This window comes from Glutamicibacter nicotianae (assembly GCF_016907615.1).
Classification (GTDB): Bacteria; Actinomycetota; Actinomycetes; order Actinomycetales; family Micrococcaceae; genus Glutamicibacter; species Glutamicibacter nicotianae.
The window spans coordinates 766,834-782,010 of sequence record NZ_JAFBCH010000001.1; the positions used below are offsets into that span (position 1 = coordinate 766,834).

The 15,177-nt window shown below is 58.4% G+C and carries 19 protein-coding genes and 2 tRNA genes; 14 read left to right on the plus strand and 7 right to left on the minus strand.

The window, feature by feature from the left end; translation table 11 throughout:
• Positions 1 to 10 precede the first annotated feature (10 nt).
• A complete protein-coding gene (locus JOE62_RS03890) occupies positions 11 to 172 on the plus strand; it encodes a hypothetical protein (RefSeq protein ID WP_204720507.1) in 162 nt (53 codons plus the stop codon).
• A gap of 5 nt (positions 173 to 177) precedes the next feature.
• Here JOE62_RS03890 and JOE62_RS03895 read toward each other — a convergent pair whose 3' ends face one another.
• Complete coding sequence (locus JOE62_RS03895) at positions 178 to 348, minus strand: hypothetical protein (protein WP_204720510.1); 171 nt, start codon at positions 346 to 348, stop codon at positions 178 to 180.
• A 259-nt stretch (positions 349 to 607) separates the two neighbouring features.
• Between JOE62_RS03895 and JOE62_RS03900 the strand changes: the two genes are divergently transcribed.
• On the plus strand, positions 608 to 1,009 hold the full coding sequence (locus JOE62_RS03900; RefSeq protein WP_204720511.1) for a hypothetical protein: 402 nt from the start codon (positions 608 to 610) through the stop codon (positions 1,007 to 1,009).
• A gap of 18 nt (positions 1,010 to 1,027) precedes the next feature.
• On the opposite strand, the gene JOE62_RS03905 is transcribed toward JOE62_RS03900, so the two are convergent.
• The gene (locus tag JOE62_RS03905) at positions 1,028 to 1,393 is read right to left on the minus strand and encodes a hypothetical protein (RefSeq protein WP_204720513.1); all 366 of its coding nucleotides are present in this window, start codon (positions 1,391 to 1,393) and stop codon (positions 1,028 to 1,030) included.
• A gap of 156 nt (positions 1,394 to 1,549) precedes the next feature.
• Between JOE62_RS03905 and JOE62_RS16470 the strand changes: the two genes are divergently transcribed.
• The 7 genes from JOE62_RS16470 to JOE62_RS03935 all read left to right on the plus strand — a co-directional run bounded on the left by JOE62_RS16470 (position 1,550) and on the right by JOE62_RS03935 (position 4,890).
• Entirely contained in the window at positions 1,550 to 1,684 is a 135-nt protein-coding gene (locus tag JOE62_RS16470) for a hypothetical protein (protein ID WP_275587946.1), read from the plus strand.
• A gap of 2 nt (positions 1,685 to 1,686) precedes the next feature.
• Positions 1,687 to 2,625: a VldE C-terminal domain-containing protein gene (locus tag JOE62_RS03910; protein ID WP_204720515.1), complete on the plus strand. Its 939-nt coding sequence runs from the start codon at positions 1,687 to 1,689 to the stop codon at positions 2,623 to 2,625.
• A 12-nt stretch (positions 2,626 to 2,637) separates the two neighbouring features.
• Positions 2,638 to 2,883, plus strand: coding sequence for a hypothetical protein (locus JOE62_RS03915; RefSeq protein ID WP_204720517.1), 246 nt, complete (start codon positions 2,638 to 2,640; stop codon positions 2,881 to 2,883).
• Between the two features lie 165 nt (positions 2,884 to 3,048).
• Positions 3,049 to 3,525 (plus strand): hypothetical protein, encoded by a 477-nt coding sequence (locus JOE62_RS03920; protein ID WP_204720519.1) that lies wholly within the window; start codon positions 3,049 to 3,051, stop codon positions 3,523 to 3,525.
• A gap of 41 nt (positions 3,526 to 3,566) precedes the next feature.
• Positions 3,567 to 3,968, plus strand: coding sequence for a type II toxin-antitoxin system RelB family anti-toxin (locus JOE62_RS03925; RefSeq protein ID WP_204720521.1), 402 nt, complete (start codon positions 3,567 to 3,569; stop codon positions 3,966 to 3,968).
• Positions 3,961 to 4,413, plus strand: a complete 453-nt coding sequence (locus JOE62_RS03930; protein ID WP_204720523.1) for a hypothetical protein — start codon at positions 3,961 to 3,963, stop codon at positions 4,411 to 4,413. The genes JOE62_RS03925 and JOE62_RS03930 overlap by 8 nt, the downstream gene beginning before the upstream one ends.
• 132 nt (positions 4,414 to 4,545) lie before the next feature.
• Entirely contained in the window at positions 4,546 to 4,890 is a 345-nt protein-coding gene (locus tag JOE62_RS03935; RefSeq protein ID WP_204720525.1) for a hypothetical protein, read from the plus strand.
• A gap of 25 nt (positions 4,891 to 4,915) precedes the next feature.
• Here JOE62_RS03935 and JOE62_RS03940 read toward each other — a convergent pair whose 3' ends face one another.
• The 4 genes from JOE62_RS03940 to JOE62_RS03955 form a co-directional block, all read right to left on the minus strand.
• Entirely contained in the window at positions 4,916 to 5,200 is a 285-nt protein-coding gene (locus tag JOE62_RS03940) for a hypothetical protein (protein WP_121866189.1), read from the minus strand.
• A gap of 128 nt (positions 5,201 to 5,328) precedes the next feature.
• Positions 5,329 to 6,435, minus strand: a complete 1,107-nt coding sequence (locus JOE62_RS03945) for a tyrosine-type recombinase/integrase (protein ID WP_204720527.1) — start codon at positions 6,433 to 6,435, stop codon at positions 5,329 to 5,331.
• 86 nt (positions 6,436 to 6,521) lie between these two features.
• Positions 6,522 to 6,613, minus strand: a tRNA-Ser gene (locus tag JOE62_RS03950).
• A 63-nt stretch (positions 6,614 to 6,676) separates the two neighbouring features.
• Positions 6,677 to 8,764, minus strand: coding sequence for a prolyl oligopeptidase family serine peptidase (locus JOE62_RS03955; RefSeq protein ID WP_204720529.1), 2,088 nt, complete (start codon positions 8,762 to 8,764; stop codon positions 6,677 to 6,679).
• A gap of 56 nt (positions 8,765 to 8,820) precedes the next feature.
• Between JOE62_RS03955 and JOE62_RS03960 the strand changes: the two genes are divergently transcribed.
• Complete coding sequence (locus JOE62_RS03960) at positions 8,821 to 10,836, plus strand: FAD/NAD(P)-binding protein (protein ID WP_204720531.1); 2,016 nt, start codon at positions 8,821 to 8,823, stop codon at positions 10,834 to 10,836.
• 48 nt (positions 10,837 to 10,884) lie between these two features.
• Here JOE62_RS03960 and JOE62_RS03965 read toward each other — a convergent pair.
• A tRNA-Ser gene (locus tag JOE62_RS03965) sits at positions 10,885 to 10,972 on the minus strand.
• A 62-nt stretch (positions 10,973 to 11,034) separates the two neighbouring features.
• Between JOE62_RS03965 and JOE62_RS03970 the strand changes: the two genes are divergently transcribed.
• From JOE62_RS03970 to JOE62_RS03985, 4 genes are all read left to right on the plus strand, one after another.
• Positions 11,035 to 12,012, plus strand: a complete 978-nt coding sequence (locus JOE62_RS03970) for an NAD(P)H-quinone oxidoreductase (protein ID WP_413456364.1) — start codon at positions 11,035 to 11,037, stop codon at positions 12,010 to 12,012.
• A 128-nt stretch (positions 12,013 to 12,140) separates the two neighbouring features.
• A complete protein-coding gene (locus JOE62_RS03975) occupies positions 12,141 to 14,357 on the plus strand; it encodes a carbon starvation CstA family protein (RefSeq protein WP_420842169.1) in 2,217 nt (738 codons plus the stop codon).
• A gap of 2 nt (positions 14,358 to 14,359) precedes the next feature.
• The gene (locus JOE62_RS03980) at positions 14,360 to 14,551 is read left to right on the plus strand and encodes a CstA-like transporter-associated (seleno)protein (protein WP_204720532.1); all 192 of its coding nucleotides are present in this window, start codon (positions 14,360 to 14,362) and stop codon (positions 14,549 to 14,551) included.
• Between the two features lie 153 nt (positions 14,552 to 14,704).
• On the plus strand, positions 14,705 to 15,154 hold the full coding sequence (locus tag JOE62_RS03985; protein WP_204720535.1) for a hypothetical protein: 450 nt from the start codon (positions 14,705 to 14,707) through the stop codon (positions 15,152 to 15,154).
• Positions 15,155 to 15,177: the final 23 nt, after the last annotated feature.

Below are 15,177 nucleotides of genomic sequence, written 5' to 3' on the forward strand. Positions count from 1 at the left end.
AAGGGATCAGATGGCCCCGGAAGCGAAAGACCTGATCATCCAGCGTCAGGCGAACCAGATCGGCTCGCTCATGTTCGAGAACACGAGCCTGTCGGTTCAACTGGAAGTAACCATGCAGGAGCTGAATGCTTTGCGCAAGGAGAAAGCTGAAGCGGTGAAGGAAGACGGGTAGAAGGGTTAGTCCTTCTTGGGTTTTCCGTAGACGATGACTATTTCGCGTGCGTCCGGGTCGATTTCGACCGGTCCGGACGCACGGTCATGGTAGCGGACAGGCTTCTTGCCCACGGCCTTGCGCAGCAGGTTCAACGGATTCTTGCTGTCTGCTTTGCGTGGTCGGAAGAAGTTCATTCCCAAGTTCCCCAATGATTCGCCCCGGCAGCTTGGCGCGGTAGCGCCGTCCCCTTACTGCTCGGATTATGTTAATCGGCAATTCACAGCTAAGCACAAGGTTCAGACAGTTTGCGTACCAATAATCAAACGTTGCACGAAAGTCATAAAGCGAGGTAACAATGCCCACCAAGACCCGCGCCGCCCCGGGGTGGTGCTGATGCCTGTAATACCCGAATTCCTGGGCGGCCCGAATGGTTGGCTTGGTTATACGGCAGTCATGATCTTGCTGATCGCATTCTTCTGGAAGCCAGCGAATGTCATCTGGTCAAGGTTCAAAGAGTTCGCGGCTTTCCTCGATCAATGGAATGGCAAGCCCGAGAAGAAAGACCGCTCCGGTCAAATAGTGCAGCATGCCGAACCTGGTGTGTCAGCCCGAATCCTCGCGCTGGAGGAGAAGACGGAGCGCATTCACCATGAGGTGACACCGAACCATGGAGGGTCTATTAAGGACGCGGTGAAGCGCATCGAGGACCGTAGCAATGAGACTGCGTACAAGCTTGCTGAGACCACGGCGAAGCTAGACGAGCATATCGTTATCGCCAAGGAATCCGACAAGGCCCAGGAAAAGCTTGTTGAAGACGTTGGCAAGCTGAAATCGAAATACGCGCCCGATCAATAACCGAAAATCTCTCAGCAGTTATTTCGGGTCATCTCGCTGTTCGTTGTTGTCGAGCCGAATGTCCTTGGTATTCCTAGCGTCTAGGATTGCCATCCCTTTCGGAACTGAACTATTCGTAATCGTGAGCCCGACACAGTCGGTTGCTCGAACCATGCTTCCGTATTGAGATTCATCCGAATTTGCTTTCTCTGTTCCCATTTTCTTGGCTCCGATCCGATCGATGAAAAATGCGAGAAGTAGGAAAGCTGTGATGCCAAAAGCCAACGCGACAGCGTATGACCAAGATGGAGCTTCCAGCAGACGTGTAGCAAAAATCCCTATGCCTGTTACACCTAACCCGGTAAGGGCTGCCACTACCCACTGGCCCTGCAGAATCTTTCTCATAGCAATACATTAGACGACGAATTGTCACTGTGTAGTTAAAAACTGGATCAGATGTAGGAACACGTCTCATCCGAATGAAAGCCACCCACCGGGTGGCTTTTCTTATGCTCAGGCACGAACGGTGTCTGGGTTTTTCTATGCCCGAAAGGACACATCATGTCTGATCTGAACCCGATGGAAGCCATCGACCAGGAAGAGTACGACGACCCGAACCCCGAAGAGATCACTGATCCAGAGCACCTGGACTACGTCGAGCCCGCGTCGGGCATCAAGCCGCTAGGAGGCAAGTAACCATGGCGATCTACCGAGGCTATGCAGGCGCCAAGACCTGCACCAAGGGCCCGACCCCCGGCGCCAAGGGCGCCATGGCTTGGTTCCTCGCCAAGTACAAGGAGCAGGGCGGCCGGAACTCCGGCATCTATAACTGTCGGCCTGTACGCGGCTCCACCCGCACCACGTCGCTGCACGGTGAGGGCCGCGCTTTCGACCTCGGCCTGAAGTGGTACGACAAGATCGAGGTGTTCCAGGAGCTCGCCGAGCAGCTGCGCCTGAACTCCAAGGAACTGGGAATCCAGTGCATCATCTTCAACCAGAAGATCTTCTCCGGCGGCTACAAGTACACCGGCTGGTACAAGTACACCGGCGTGAACCCTCACACCGACCATCTACACGTCGAGTTCTCCTGGACAGCTGCTAACCGCAGCGTCGAGGACACCGTGGCCCTGTGGGAGAAGGAACTGGGCGGCAAGGTCACCGGCGAGACGGTGCCCGTGGCGTCGCGTCCAAAGGTCAAAGACCAGTCGCCGACCAACACCCCGGATGGTTCCACGAACTTCCCGGACAACTACGCCGACCTGAAGATCAACGGCAACTTCAAGTCGTGGGAGATCGGCGCCCTGCAGATCCTGCTGAAGAACGTCATCGGCGGGCTCAACAAACAGTGGGATGGCAAGTTCGAGAAGCTGACCATCACCGACACCATGACGCTCATGCAGCGCAACGGCTACTACCTCAAGACTCCGTTCACTGCCCGTGGCGTCAAGAAGGGCACCCCCCTGAAGAAGGACGGCGACGACGGCTACTGGTTCTGGGTCGAGTTCCAGCGCATGCTGGCCGACGACCTGGGGCACCGCGGCAACGTCTACTACGACACCCGCAAGTGGCGACTGGACGGCAAGCCGTTGAAGGAAACCGGCAAGGCCATCCAGCGCTGGCTCAACGACAACAACTAAGGAGAACCCACTATGGGCAAGTACGAAGCAAAGGGCACCGGGCTCAGCGACCCCGCAACCCGCAAACGCATCTACACGCTGGCACTGGTGACCTTCGGCGCGATCGTCGCCGCAGCGATCACCTTCGGATTCATCACCAAGGACCAGGTTACTGAGTTCATCGCCCTGCTCGGCTGGGCAGTAGCCGCCCTCGCCGGCGTTGCTGGCCTGCTGCAGGCGGCGCTGGCGAAGAAGAACGTCGAACCACCCAACGAGTAGAAACCAAATCGCCCCACCCTCAACACGAGGGTGGGGCATTTCTGTGTTTAACGGTCTGTGGCTCATACTAAATGGACGCGTCGAATGATTCTCAGCCATCTTTCAGATAGGCTCTTTGCTGTGGATCAAGGATCAGTTTCGTCTCGGTGTTGTTCTAGTAGACCGGTGAATTTTCACTGGTTTGATGGGCGGCGTATCACCGGGGATGCTATTGAAGAAGCCGTCGAGCGTTGCATGGATACGGTTAGGGGACCCGACCGTGTCTGGAACCCATACGCAGAGATTATGCTCAAAGCCGAATTTAAGAACTACTTGCGAAGAGCTGCGAGAGGGACTCTCAGGCCGATCTCGCAAGTTGCAACAGTTGGTCACGATCCGGAGATCCCCATGTTTGAGATCCGCTGGCAGAACGTCAACGTCACCGAGCGTGATCCTGAGTCTGGTGAGCTCACTTATTCAAAGGCTTTGGTTCGGATGTATCACACAGAGCCGCTTGTAGAACCCGATTTCTTCATAGGTCATCATGTTCATGAAAAAATTATTCTTGAGGACCCGAAAGAAATCAGTCGTCTGCAAACCAAAGAAATTTCGAAGGCTAAGAAGATATACCGTGATGGAGTAAACGTTCGTTGGGGGCTGTAACCAATTGCTTTTATGCCTAATGTAAATATAGAGTTTAGTCTATGAATGAAGAGCTGAATCGTGTTGAAGCTCGCGCAGAATCTTTAGTGGATGTTCATACTGACATGCTCAGTGGACTCGTGAACTTGCGCAAAGAGCACAAGCTGTCGCAGGCTTCTGTGGCGGAGCGGATGGGAGTTAGTCAACCAACCGTTGCCGCATTTGAACACTATGACAGTAACCCCACTCTTGCGACGATCAGGCGCTACGCTCTTGCCGTCGGAGCGCGGCTGGAGATTGCCGTAGTTGACGACTGTGTAGAAAATACGGAGTCCGATTTTGAAGCGATTGTAGCCACTTTGAAGTCCAATACCGTCTCGTTCAAGGCTAGAGGCAAGACTGGTTCAGGTAGCCGGTGGGGAACCCCAAAAACTGCTTATAGGACGAGTGTGATCGATGCCTGAGAATGTTGACATTCACCTTTTTGTGGAAGACGTCAGTCTCCTAGACATAGTGATTCTTGAGTTGTCTGCAGTCCGATCAAACAAAGAGCAAGGTAATGACGAGCTTGCCAAGGGGTTCATTGACGGTGAATACAATGTAGAAACCGACTTCAGTATGAGTATGGCCAGGGATACTGAAAGCAACAAGAAGTTCCGCATACAGGTGACAACGGACATAATTTCTGATCCCGGTAAAATTTACGTTGAGACGGCCGCGGAGTACGCTCTTAACGATTTAAACATTGACGATATCGATGAATCATTGATGTTGGATTTTGCGAACCGTGTCGCGCTCATGACGCTCTTGCCCTTCATCCGGCAGTCCGTCGCAGACGTATCGCAGCGAGTGTTTATACAGCCGCTAACCATGCCGATTTTCAAGGCTGGCGAGCTGGCTTTCAACTAATCCAAGCTGAGGTAAACAAGATACATTTCGTTTCGCACTTACCTCTTCTCGCTCACTCCTCGCATAGATAATGGACTTCCCTGCGCTCTTTTGAACGCAGGGAAGCTTTCTGCGTTAAGGCACAATTGATTCATGCCGACCTATTCCGACCCGCGTTTTGAGAGCATGAACCGGTACATGCCCGGGGAGCGGCCTTACGTGCAAGTCCTGGATCCGGAACTGGGGAAGATTCATGCGCAGGTGATCGGCTGGGTGCCCGGAGAAGTGTTTATCGACTATCCGGTGAGCATCATCGACTACGTCACCACCGGCCAGCATGATGTCCGATGGGTCCCCGGTTCGACTGTAACCAGGATCAGGCGGGCGGACAGCATGTGGGTGTCCACTGAGGACGATGACCCATGGCACACGAGGCAGGACGCGAAGATCACCTTCCGGGCCGACCCATGGACAGTACCGGACCACGGAACACCGTAGAAACAGCGCCGCGAAATCCGGTTTCCTACACCTCCGCGCATTCACCCTCTGGCACTGCCGGATGCCCGAACAGCACCCAACTGGTTCCATCTTCTTCGAGCACGCTCACGTACGTCACGCCATCGAGGCCTGCAGCAGCTTCACAGATTTCGATAGCTTGCTTCGCTTCGGCACTTCCGTCCTCACCGCGTGGGTCCACGAGTGAGGTTTCAACGCTGATTCGTCCTGGCTCTGTTTCCTCGGCTTTGGTGATCGCTTCGCCTGCGGCGCCGGCGGCGTCTCGCACGTCTGCAGAGATGTCTTTAGCCATGGTAGGCGCAGCGGATTCTGCCGGCGCTGGCTCCTTAGTTGGCTCTGGTTCTATGGTGGACGAGCACCCTGCCAGAAGCAAAGCAGAGGCAGAGAGAAGTGCAAGTGATCGTTTCAAAAGGGTTCCTTTCACCCGAAAGCGGAGTCGGCAATGGAAGCGCCACGTGCGTGGGCACCTTCTACCAAATGACTATATCGATCGACTGTTGTTTTAACGGATTCGTGACCGAGCCGCCGGGAAAGCTCGTACATGTCCATGCCGTTGGCGAGCATCATGGAGGCGTGCGTGTGCCGTACGTCGTGGGGTCTCGGCCGCCGCTCTTTCGGAACCCCTAGTGCTGTCCAAGCTTGCCCCCAGACCTTGTGATAGGCGGAAGATCGGATCTGACGGCCGTACACGGTCTTGAATACGAGTTCTTCATCTGTGCGATTTGAGAGTATGGGGCGCATCATCTTGTCTGCCTGTCGGGACAGCGAGACAGACCGTTTGCCCTTCCTGGTCTTGGGAGCGCCGAGGTAGTACTTGTACTTGTCATCTTCCTTCCATGCTTTGGTGATGCGCAGGACGGATGTGGCTCCGATGAATCCGAAGTCTGGTTTCTGCACGGCGGTCAGTTCTCCGAACCGCGCCCCGGAATAGAGGAGCATCCAGGAGAACGGGACGTAGTGGGCGTTCATCACTCCCATGAGGTCGTTCCATTGGTCAAGTGGAATGATCTGCATCTGCTCGGTGGGCCGGTTGTCTTTAGGGAGGCGTACACCTGCGCAGGGGTTGTGGTCGATGATGCGGAGCCGGATGCCAGTGGAGAACGCTGCGGACAGTAGGCCACGATGGTTGGCGATGGACTTGGCCTGAAGCCCTTTTTCGGCCATGTAGCGTTGCCAGTCCACGATGTGCTCGGAGGTGACGCGGCGGATCTTCGTCGCGCCGAGGTCGCCGGCGAAGTGTTGCTCCACGGCTTTGCGGTATCGGCCAAGTTGGTAGTCGCCTACGTCGGTGAGCTGGTCGATGTGCCGGATCAGGAGTTCGGTGACGGTAGGGCCTTGTTCGAGTTGATTCTCGATGGATTCTAGGGCGCGGTCGGTGTCGCCTTGGGCGGCTTCGATGACGGCTTTCCAGCGCAGGGCATCTTTTTCGGTGTCGAATGATTGCGATTCGCGGGTGCCGTTGGTGATCCATCGGACTCGGTATCGGGTGGCTTTGGAGGGGGTTTGGTACTGGTCGAGGCTTGCCATGGGATCAGTATGGAGCATCGCCATGACCATTTGTGCCGATTCCATGACCACGCAAATAAAAAACCCCTAGTTGACTAGGGGTTTTTTGGCGGACACGGGGGGATTTGAACCCCCGGTCGAGTTTTAGCCCGACCCTTCATTAGCAGTGAAGTCCATTCGGCCGCTCTGGCACGTGTCCATCCGCTGTTTCCAGCAGAATCTAGCCTACCTGAAGATGGGTGGGTGTTCCAAAACGAGAGAGCTAACGCACCTGTCGCCACAGGAATTCGTAGCTGGTCGCCAGCATTTTCGCGGTGGACTCGTTGTCCGTTGAGCCGGCATGGCCGCCGTCCTGCGGCTCGTGGTACCTGACGTTGCCAATGCCCAGATCCATCATCTTCGCTGCCATGATGCGTGCCTGCGATGGACCTACACGGTCATCGGACGTCGTGGTCCAAATCAATGAGGCCGGATAGTCATCGACTCGATGAGGCTGATCGGTGAGCCGATGGACGGGGGAGAAGGTCCGCAGGAAGTCCCAGTCCCCGGGAACCTCCGGATCGCCATACTCGGCAATCCAGGAGTGGCCGGCCGCCAACTGGGTATAGCGCTGCATGTCCAAAAGCGGAACGCCGCAGGAGATTGCGCCGAACAAGTGTGGGTAGCCGGCGATCATGTTGCCCATGAGCAATCCGCCATTGGACCGGCCGGTGGCAGCCAAATGCGCTCGGGAGGTTACCCCGCGGGCCACAAGGTCTTGGGCGATGGCGGCGAAGTCTTCATAGGCGCGATGGCGCTTTTCACGAAGCGCCGCACGATGCCAAGCTGGGCCGTACTCGCCACCACCACGGATGTTCGTCATGACGTATACCGGCTTGCGGCCGTCATCGGTGCGGCGCGATAGCCACCCGGTGCCCATCGCCGCTGCGTAGCCGGGAGTCATGCTGTGCTGGAAACCGCCGTAGCCATCCATCAGTACCGGGTTCTTCCCGTCGTGCACCAGATCAGCTGCCGCGACCTGGAAATAGGGAACCCTGGTTCCGTCCGCGGATGACGCGAAGTGCTGGGTGACTTCAAAACCGTCGGCATCGAAACGATCCGGTGATTTCTTCACAACTTCTGCCTGCGCGCCGACAGTGCCGCGCAACAGGGTCGTCGGGGTGATGAAACCGGTGACGGTCATCCAATAGTCATCGCCGTGCTGTGGATCTTCAACGTCAACGGCTCCCGCCGAGACGCTGAGCATTGGATCCTCCAACGGCATGTTGGACTGGCTGAACTGGTCTGCCAGATCGATGATGCGCACCTGCGAAGCCACGTCGTGCAAGACGGTGAGCAACAGGTAATTGGCGGTGAAGCTCAGCGATTCCAGAGCCGTGTGCGCATCCGGGGTGAATAGGATCTTCTCGATGCTGCCGGACTCAAGGAATGCGTCCAACCGGGCGATGGCCAATGAACCGGCAGCGATCTGCTGGCCTTGGTGTTCCCATTGGGTTTGCGGGGCAAAAAGGACCCACTGCCGGTGGAGGCTCACCTGCACATCGGTTGGTACATCGATCCGATGGTGTTCCCCATCGATGAAGACCCCGGCAGTGGAATTGTAGAAGTCGATGGCGTCGGTGGTGACGATTCGTTCGAATCCGGGAGTCGAGTCGTAGTAGCCGAATGCTGCGACATGTTCCTTGTCGACTTCGAAGAGAATTGGGGCTTGTTCAATTTCCATGCCGCGGCTGAGCCGCCGCAAGGTGTTCGCGTAGGTTGAACGGGTGGTGTATTGCTCGCTGCTTGCGGAACCGACCAGCAAGGTATCGCGGTCAATCCACGAGGCCTGGGTCTTAGCAACAGGAAGGTCGAATCCGTCGGGAACAAAACTCTTGGACGTCAGATCGAATTCGCGAATGCGAACCTGGTCGCCGCCATCAGGGCTCAAACGAAGCAGCGCACGCTCATACGCATCACCGGAGGCGGGCCGCAGCAGTGCTGAACCAGCGAAATGCCATTCGTGGCCTTCCTGCCGCGCATGCAGGTCAAGATCCAGCAGGACTTCCCACTGCGGGTTGTCGCTGAGGTAGGAATCCCAGGTGGTGCGGCGCCACAGCCCAAGGCGATGGGCCGAGTCGCGCCAGAAGTTGTAGTAGTGCTCGCCTCGCTTGGTCACCATCGGAATGCGGTCCTGGGCATCGAGAACCGTCTTGATCCGCTGCGCATTTGCGTGGAACGTGTCGTCGTAGAGTTCGGACTCGGTGCGCTGGGTCTGGTTCCGCACCCATTCGAGTGCCGTTTCGTCGTGGATCCCTTCAAGCCAGGAATATGGATCGGTGCTTGCAACCTCAGAAACATGCTCAGTCATGGCCATAGTCTATGCGTCTGGCCCATGACGTGGTCCAAAGGTAATAACCTAGAGAAGTGAACAGCGAGAAAGCAGCACCAAAGAACGAGTTCAGCCTGGTCCTGGTAGGGGCAGGCCCGCGCGGCACCAGCGTGGTTGAACGACTCGCCAATTTGGCGTTGAACCTCCCGGAACAAGGCACCGTCCTGAAAGTGACGGTCTTCGATCCGTTCCCTCCGGGTTCGGGCCACGTGTGGAACCCGAAGCAGTCCCAGAATTTTCTGATGAACACCCCGTCGTCATTTCCGACGGTTGCCCCCGAACGTGAAGGCGATGAACCGGGGCTGAGCTTTCGCCAGTTCGTGGAGCTTCGCGGCGACGGACGAAAACTCACCGACGAGCACGCCAAGCTGATCGAGCGGATTGAACCCGGCACCTATCCCTCACGCGCCATTTACGGCGAGTACCTTGAGCATGTCTATGACCGCAGCGCCTCCATTCTCGCCGCCCACGAGAATTTCAGCATCCAGCATGTTGCCGCAGAAGTGATCGCTGTCCGCCCCGTAGGCAACGCCTACCAGGTCGATTTCAGCAGTGCCCAGGACAGTGCTGAAACCCGTCAGCTCGACGCCGACGCCGTGGTGCTGGCCCTGGGCCACCAGCCGGCTGAGCTGAACCCGTGGCAGAAGCAGCTCGAGGAAGCAGCAGCGCAGGCAGGGGCGACCTACATGCCGCCGAACGTCCCTGCAGACCTCGACTATTCCCGCTTCAAGGAAGGCCAGCCGGCATTGATCCGCGGGTTGGGGTTGAATTTCTTCGACGGCATGGCCGAGCTGACAGCGGGCCGTGGCGGAATCTTCCGCGAGTCCAGCACCGAGCCGGGGCACCGCCTTGAATACATTGCCTCAGGTCGGGAGCCGGCACTGATCGTGGCTTCGCGGCGAGGAACCCCGTACTGGGGCAAACCAGCGGTGGACCAGTTCATTCCAGATGAAATCGAGCTTCGCTACTTCGACGCGCCGGAATTGATTGGACGCCTCGCTGAAGCCCGGGCGAGCAATCCTGCCGCGTCCTTGGTGTTCTCACGCCATATTTGGCCGCAACTGCATCGCGACATCCTTTTCGCCTACTACAGCAGCTGTGCCCGCGTGCATGGCGCCCCTGATGGCTTTGGCGAGCGCGAGTTCGTTGAGCGGCTCGAAGCGATTCTCTCTGCCGAGCATCATGAAGGAAGCCAGGTGTGGCTTGGCGAACTGCGCAAATTCATCGAGCAGTTCCCGCAGCTGCAGTGGCTCGACGTTCCAAAGCTGGCCAAGCCATTCGAGGAAGTCGGGTTCAGCTCCGATGAGCAGTACCAGCAGAGCGTACGCGACTACCTGGTCGACAATGCCAGGCACAGCATCGGCGGACTTGACGACCCGTTGTCCTGCGCGATCATGACGATGAATGCCGGGCGCATGCTGATCAAGGAACTGATCGCTTCGGGCGTGATCGACGAGCAGTCGCGCATCGAGGAAATCCAGGCGCACTTCGAGCCATTGGTCGAAGGGTTGTCATCCGGTCCACCGCTGGAACGCATTGAGCAGCTGCTGGCGCTGTCGCGTGCGGGAATCGTCTCCTTCGTCGGCCCGGATCCGGAGTTCGGCTTCGATGAGGTGTCGGAGCAGTTTACTGCGTCCTCGCCGTGGGTCGACGCGGAGGTGCACACCGCGAAGACCATGTGCGAGGCGATGATGCCGAGCAACCGCGTCTTGCAGAATAGCTCTGCGCTGATCAAGCAGTTGTTGGGTGATCATGTGGCGCGCGTGCACACGTGGAAGAACGCGGAAGGCGAAAGCCTGCCCGGATCAGGTTTCGACGTGGTCGGCGAGCCATACCGTCTGGTCAACAGCGAAGGGCTGGCGCACCGTGGGCTGTTTGTGCTGGGATTGCAATTGTCATCTGCGCAGTGGGGGACGGCAATTGCCGCCCAAGCTGGAGACCTGCGCAGGCCTGCGGCCCGGACCTTGCACGACGCGGCCAACGTGGTGAATGAAGTGGCGCGTCTTGCGGGGCTGAGCGGCAACGGAAAGTTGAGCGCAGAACAGGATTAATCAGTTTGGCGGGCTGATCCGAAGATCAGCCCGCCAAACCGTAGAACGCGGATGGTATGGGATTTGAACCCATGAGACGGGGTTGCCGCCTACTGGTTTTCAAGACCAGCTCCTTCGGCCGCTCGGACAACCATCCAACCCGAAAAAGTATACGGCATGAACACCGCTCGAAAGGAATTGAAGGCCATGAACGACGTTATGAATGCCTATATCTACAACGGTGCCGGTGGGCCAGAAGTCCTCGAGCTGGTGCAACGGCCAATTCCGGTCGCCACGGCGGGAGAAGTGCTGGTCAAAATCGAGGCGTTCGGCCTGAACCGCGCGGATGTGCAGCAGCGCAAGGGCGTGTATCCGCCACCTCCCGGTGCCAGTGACATCCCTGGGCTGGAAGTTGCCGGCACCATCGTGGGCATCGGCGAAGGCGTCAGCGGATGGAAACCCGGAACGCGTGTTGCAGCCCTGCTCGCTGGCGGCGGGTATGCGCAGTACGTCAATGTTCCGGCAGAGCTGCTCATCGAAATCCCCGGGACGGTCTCGACCATCGACGCCGCCGGGTTGCCGGAAGTCGCTGCCACGGTGGTTTCCAATCTCTTTATCGAAGGCGGACTGGGCCAGGACCAGACGCTATTGATCCATGGCGGTGCCGGCGGCATCGGCTCCATGGCCATACAGCTCGCGAAGGCCGCCGGGGCACGCGTCATCGTCACCGCTTCGTCGGCAGAAAAATTGGACTACTGCCGTGCGCTCGGCGCCGATGAAGGGATCAACTACCGCGACGAGGATTTTTCTGCCCGCATCAAGGAATTGACCGATGGCAGGGGCATTGACCTGATCCTGGATGTTGTCGGCGCCAAGTACCTGGGGGAGAACGTCAAGGCGCTCGCCGTCGGCGGGCGGATGGTAGTCATCGGTTTGCAAGGCGGTGCCAAGGCGGAACTGAATTTGGGCCTGCTGATGAACAAGCGGGCGCGGATCATCGGCACGACTTTGCGTTCCCGCCCGCTGGGCGAAAAGGCGGAAATCGTTCGCCAGACCACCACCAAGGTGCTGCCGCTGCTGGAACAGGGAAAACTGGCCCTGAACGTCACCAAGACGATGGACTTCGCGGAGCTGGCCGCCGCCCATGAATACTTTGATTCTGGCGAACACACCGGAAAAGTTGTCATAAAGGTTTAATGCAACGGGGAACCGGTTGTAGGGTGACTGCGTAGTAATAAAATACGTGACTTGTTTAATAACCACTGGTCACTCACATCACTTGCACCGTTCCTAGGAGGTTGCTCAAATTGAGGACCCAAAATACCTTGCCACCAGCGGGTGTCGATCCTGAGGTTGCCGAACGCGAAGAAAAGCGCTGGACTCCGGCCAAGATCGGCATCTGGGTTGCCATTGCACTGGTCGGCGGCATCGCATGGTCGATCCTCGCCTTCTCACGCGGGGAAACCATCAATGCCATCTGGTTCGTCTTTGCCGCTGTCGCGACCTACCTGATTGCCTACCGCTTCTATTCGAAGTTCATCGAGCGCAAGATCGCCAAGCCGGATGATTTCCGCGCTACCCCGGCAGAATCGGTCAATAATGGCCGCGACTTCGTACCTACCGACCGCCGGGTCCTCTTCGGCCACCACTTCGCGGCCATCGCCGGCGCCGGTCCGCTGGTTGGCCCGATCCTCGCAGCCCAGATGGGCTACCTGCCCGGAACCATCTGGATCATCGTGGGCGTGGTGCTGGCCGGTGCGGTCCAAGACTACCTGGTCATGTTCTTCTCCATGCGCCGCGGTGGACGCTCGCTGGGCCAGATGGCTCGCGAGGAACTGGGCTTGATCGGCGGCACCGCCGCTTTGATCGCCACCCTGACCATCATGATCATCATTACCGCCATCTTGGCGCTGGTGGTCGTCAATGCGCTGGGCGAGTCCGCTTGGGGCGTCTACTCGGTGGGCCTGACTATTCCAATCGCCTTGTTCATGGGCATCTACCTGCGGTTCATCCGCCCGGGCAAGGTCCTGGAAATCTCCGTCATCGGTTTCGTGCTGCTGATGTTCGCAATCATCTCCGGCCGCTGGATTGCCGAATCCGCGTGGGGTGCCGAGTTCTTCCACCTCGAGCGCACCACCATAGCCTGGGCGATCATCATCTACGGAATCATCGCCGCGGTGCTTCCGGTCTGGCTGCTGCTCGCTCCGCGCGACTACCTGTCGACCTTCATGAAGATCGGCGTCATCGCCCTGCTGGCCGTGGCGATCATCGTCGTTCGCCCGGAAATCGATGTTCCTGCCTTCTCCGAGTTCGCCGGACGGGCTGATGGCCCGGTCGTTGCCGGGCATATCTTCCCGTTCTTGTTCGTGACCATCGCCTGCGGCGCGCTCTCCGGCTTCCACGCGCTGATCTCCTCGGGCACCACCCCGAAGCTGGTCGAGAAGGAAAAGCAGACCCGTTTCCTGGGCTACGGCGGCATGCTGATGGAATCCATGGTGGCCATCATGGCGCTGGTTGCAGCGATCTCCATCGACCGCGGCATCTACTTCGCGATGAACTCCTCGGCTGCCGCCACCGGCGGCACGGTGGAAACCGCCGCGGTGTTCGTGAACTCGCTGGGCTTGGCCGGCGTCAGCCTGGATCCGAACCAGCTGACCGAACTGGCTAATAACGTCGGCGAGAACTCGGTGGTCTCGCGTACCGGTGGCGCACCGACCCTGGCTGTGGGCATTGCTCACATCATGCACCAGTGGTTCGGCGGCACCGCGATGATGGGCTTCTGGTACCACTTCGCGATCATGTTCGAAGCGCTGTTCATCCTGACCGCGGTTGACGCCGGTACCCGTGTTGCACGCTTCATGCTGCAGGACACCATCGGCAACTTCATCCCGAAGTTCAAGGACACCTCGTGGCGTCCGGGCGTGTGGCTGTGCACGTTGATCATGGTCGCCGGCTGGGGCTACATCCTGATCCTCGGTGTAACCGATCCGCTGGGCGGCATCAACACCTTCTTCCCGCTGTTCGGCATCGCCAACCAGCTGCTGGCAGCGATCGCACTGGCAGTGGTGATGACCATCATCGCCAAGCAGAACAACTTCAAGTACCTGTGGGTTGTCGCCCTGCCGCTGGCCTTCACTGTGGTGATCACTTTCGTGGCCAGCTGGCAGAAGATCTTCTCCGCAGACACCAAGGTCGGCTACTTCGCGAACCACAACGCCTACAAGGAAGCGTTGGCCAATGGCGAGACTTCCCTCGGCTCGGCGGGCAGCGTTGAAGCAATGGAGGCCGTGGTGCGCAACACCGGTGTCCAGGGCTGGCTGTCGGTGATCTTCCTGCTGCTGACCGCAATCGTGCTGGTCTCGGCTGTCGTCGCAACCATCAAGGCCAAGCGCAACGGCGGCGGCACCAGCACCGAGGATCCGGCCGTGCCATCGAAGATGTACGCACCTGCCGGCTTGATCTCGTCGCCTGCTGAAAAGGAGCTTGAAAAGGCCTGGAAGCAGGTCCCTGCCGAAGCCCAAATCCAACGCGGCGGCCACTAACCGTGGCTACGCTTTGGGAACGCCTGGGACAAGCCAAGAAGTTTGTCGACGGAGTGCTCGGTGCCGACAAGTACCAGCACTACCTGGAACACCTCGAACGCAATCATCCCGGCGCAAAGTCGATGACCGAGCGTGAGTTCTGGAAGGACTACACCGATTGGCAGGAAAAGAACCCCGAGGGGCGTTGCTGCTGAACCGGACTGGAACCGGCCGTAAGGGCCATCCGCGACAGCGGATGGGACTTGCGGCCGGTTTCGTTTTATGTCGACTGCGTTGCCGGGAACACTGCGGGGATCCCGGTAGGCTAGAACCAGTAATCCATCGGAAACCACCGGCAGAGAAGTGTAATGGCGTTCTTTTCACGACTGCGCGCTGAGCGTGCTGCTACTCGCGAACTTGGCGAGGGCGTCTGGCGTCGCGCACATGACCGTTTCCAGCGGTCATTGGACCGGGTCTTCCAGGTGGTTGAAGGCATCACTGATGACCAGGTGTACAACCAGCTGGTCAAGGAAGCCAACGAGATGGCAGTGCTGCTGCCGACCGTGCGCCAGCTATGCTGCGCGGCACAGCGGATCACCCCGAGCAATGACGACACGATCCCGCAGTTGACCTCGGCGGCGCACCGTTCGCTGACCAAAGCGGCCAACGATTTGGCGACGACCGCGCAGGTGATCGCGATGATGCGGATGCAGGCGGAAGCCGGCCAGCCGATCGACATCGAGGCGGTGCGCCATCGGGCCAAGCTGGTGGAAGAAGACGTCAGCCGGGCCGCGCAAAATCTCGCTTCCAGCGAATAATTGGGTTTTCCCGATCGCTGGCG

Bases quoted from the DNA above. Each gene is read 5' to 3' on its own strand.
- JOE62_RS03900 (WP_204720511.1), top strand. From the start codon at position 608: ATGATCTTGCTGATCGCATTCTTCTGGAAGCCAGCGAATGTCATCTGG.
- JOE62_RS16470 (WP_275587946.1), top strand. From the start codon at position 1,550: ATGTCTGATCTGAACCCGATGGAAGCCATCGACCAGGAAGAGTACGAC.
- JOE62_RS03935 (WP_204720525.1), top strand. From the start codon at position 4,546: ATGCCGACCTATTCCGACCCGCGTTTTGAGAGCATGAACCGGTACATG.
- JOE62_RS03910 (WP_204720515.1), top strand. From the start codon at position 1,687: ATGGCGATCTACCGAGGCTATGCAGGCGCCAAGACCTGCACCAAGGGC.
- JOE62_RS03895 (WP_204720510.1), bottom strand. From the start codon at position 348: ATGAACTTCTTCCGACCACGCAAAGCAGACAGCAAGAATCCGTTGAAC.
- JOE62_RS03940 (WP_121866189.1), bottom strand. From the start codon at position 5,200: ATGGCTAAAGACATCTCTGCAGACGTGCGAGACGCCGCCGGCGCCGCA.
- JOE62_RS03890 (WP_204720507.1), top strand. From the start codon at position 11: ATGGCCCCGGAAGCGAAAGACCTGATCATCCAGCGTCAGGCGAACCAG.
- JOE62_RS03970 (WP_413456364.1), top strand. From the start codon at position 11,035: ATGAATGCCTATATCTACAACGGTGCCGGTGGGCCAGAAGTCCTCGAG.
- JOE62_RS03985 (WP_204720535.1), top strand. From the start codon at position 14,705: ATGGCGTTCTTTTCACGACTGCGCGCTGAGCGTGCTGCTACTCGCGAA.
- JOE62_RS03955 (WP_204720529.1), bottom strand. From the start codon at position 8,764: ATGACTGAGCATGTTTCTGAGGTTGCAAGCACCGATCCATATTCCTGG.
- JOE62_RS03930 (WP_204720523.1), top strand. From the start codon at position 3,961: ATGCCTGAGAATGTTGACATTCACCTTTTTGTGGAAGACGTCAGTCTC.
- JOE62_RS03945 (WP_204720527.1), bottom strand. From the start codon at position 6,435: ATGGCAAGCCTCGACCAGTACCAAACCCCCTCCAAAGCCACCCGATAC.
- JOE62_RS03925 (WP_204720521.1), top strand. From the start codon at position 3,567: ATGAATGAAGAGCTGAATCGTGTTGAAGCTCGCGCAGAATCTTTAGTG.
- JOE62_RS03905 (WP_204720513.1), bottom strand. From the start codon at position 1,393: ATGAGAAAGATTCTGCAGGGCCAGTGGGTAGTGGCAGCCCTTACCGGG.
- JOE62_RS03915 (WP_204720517.1), top strand. From the start codon at position 2,638: ATGGGCAAGTACGAAGCAAAGGGCACCGGGCTCAGCGACCCCGCAACC.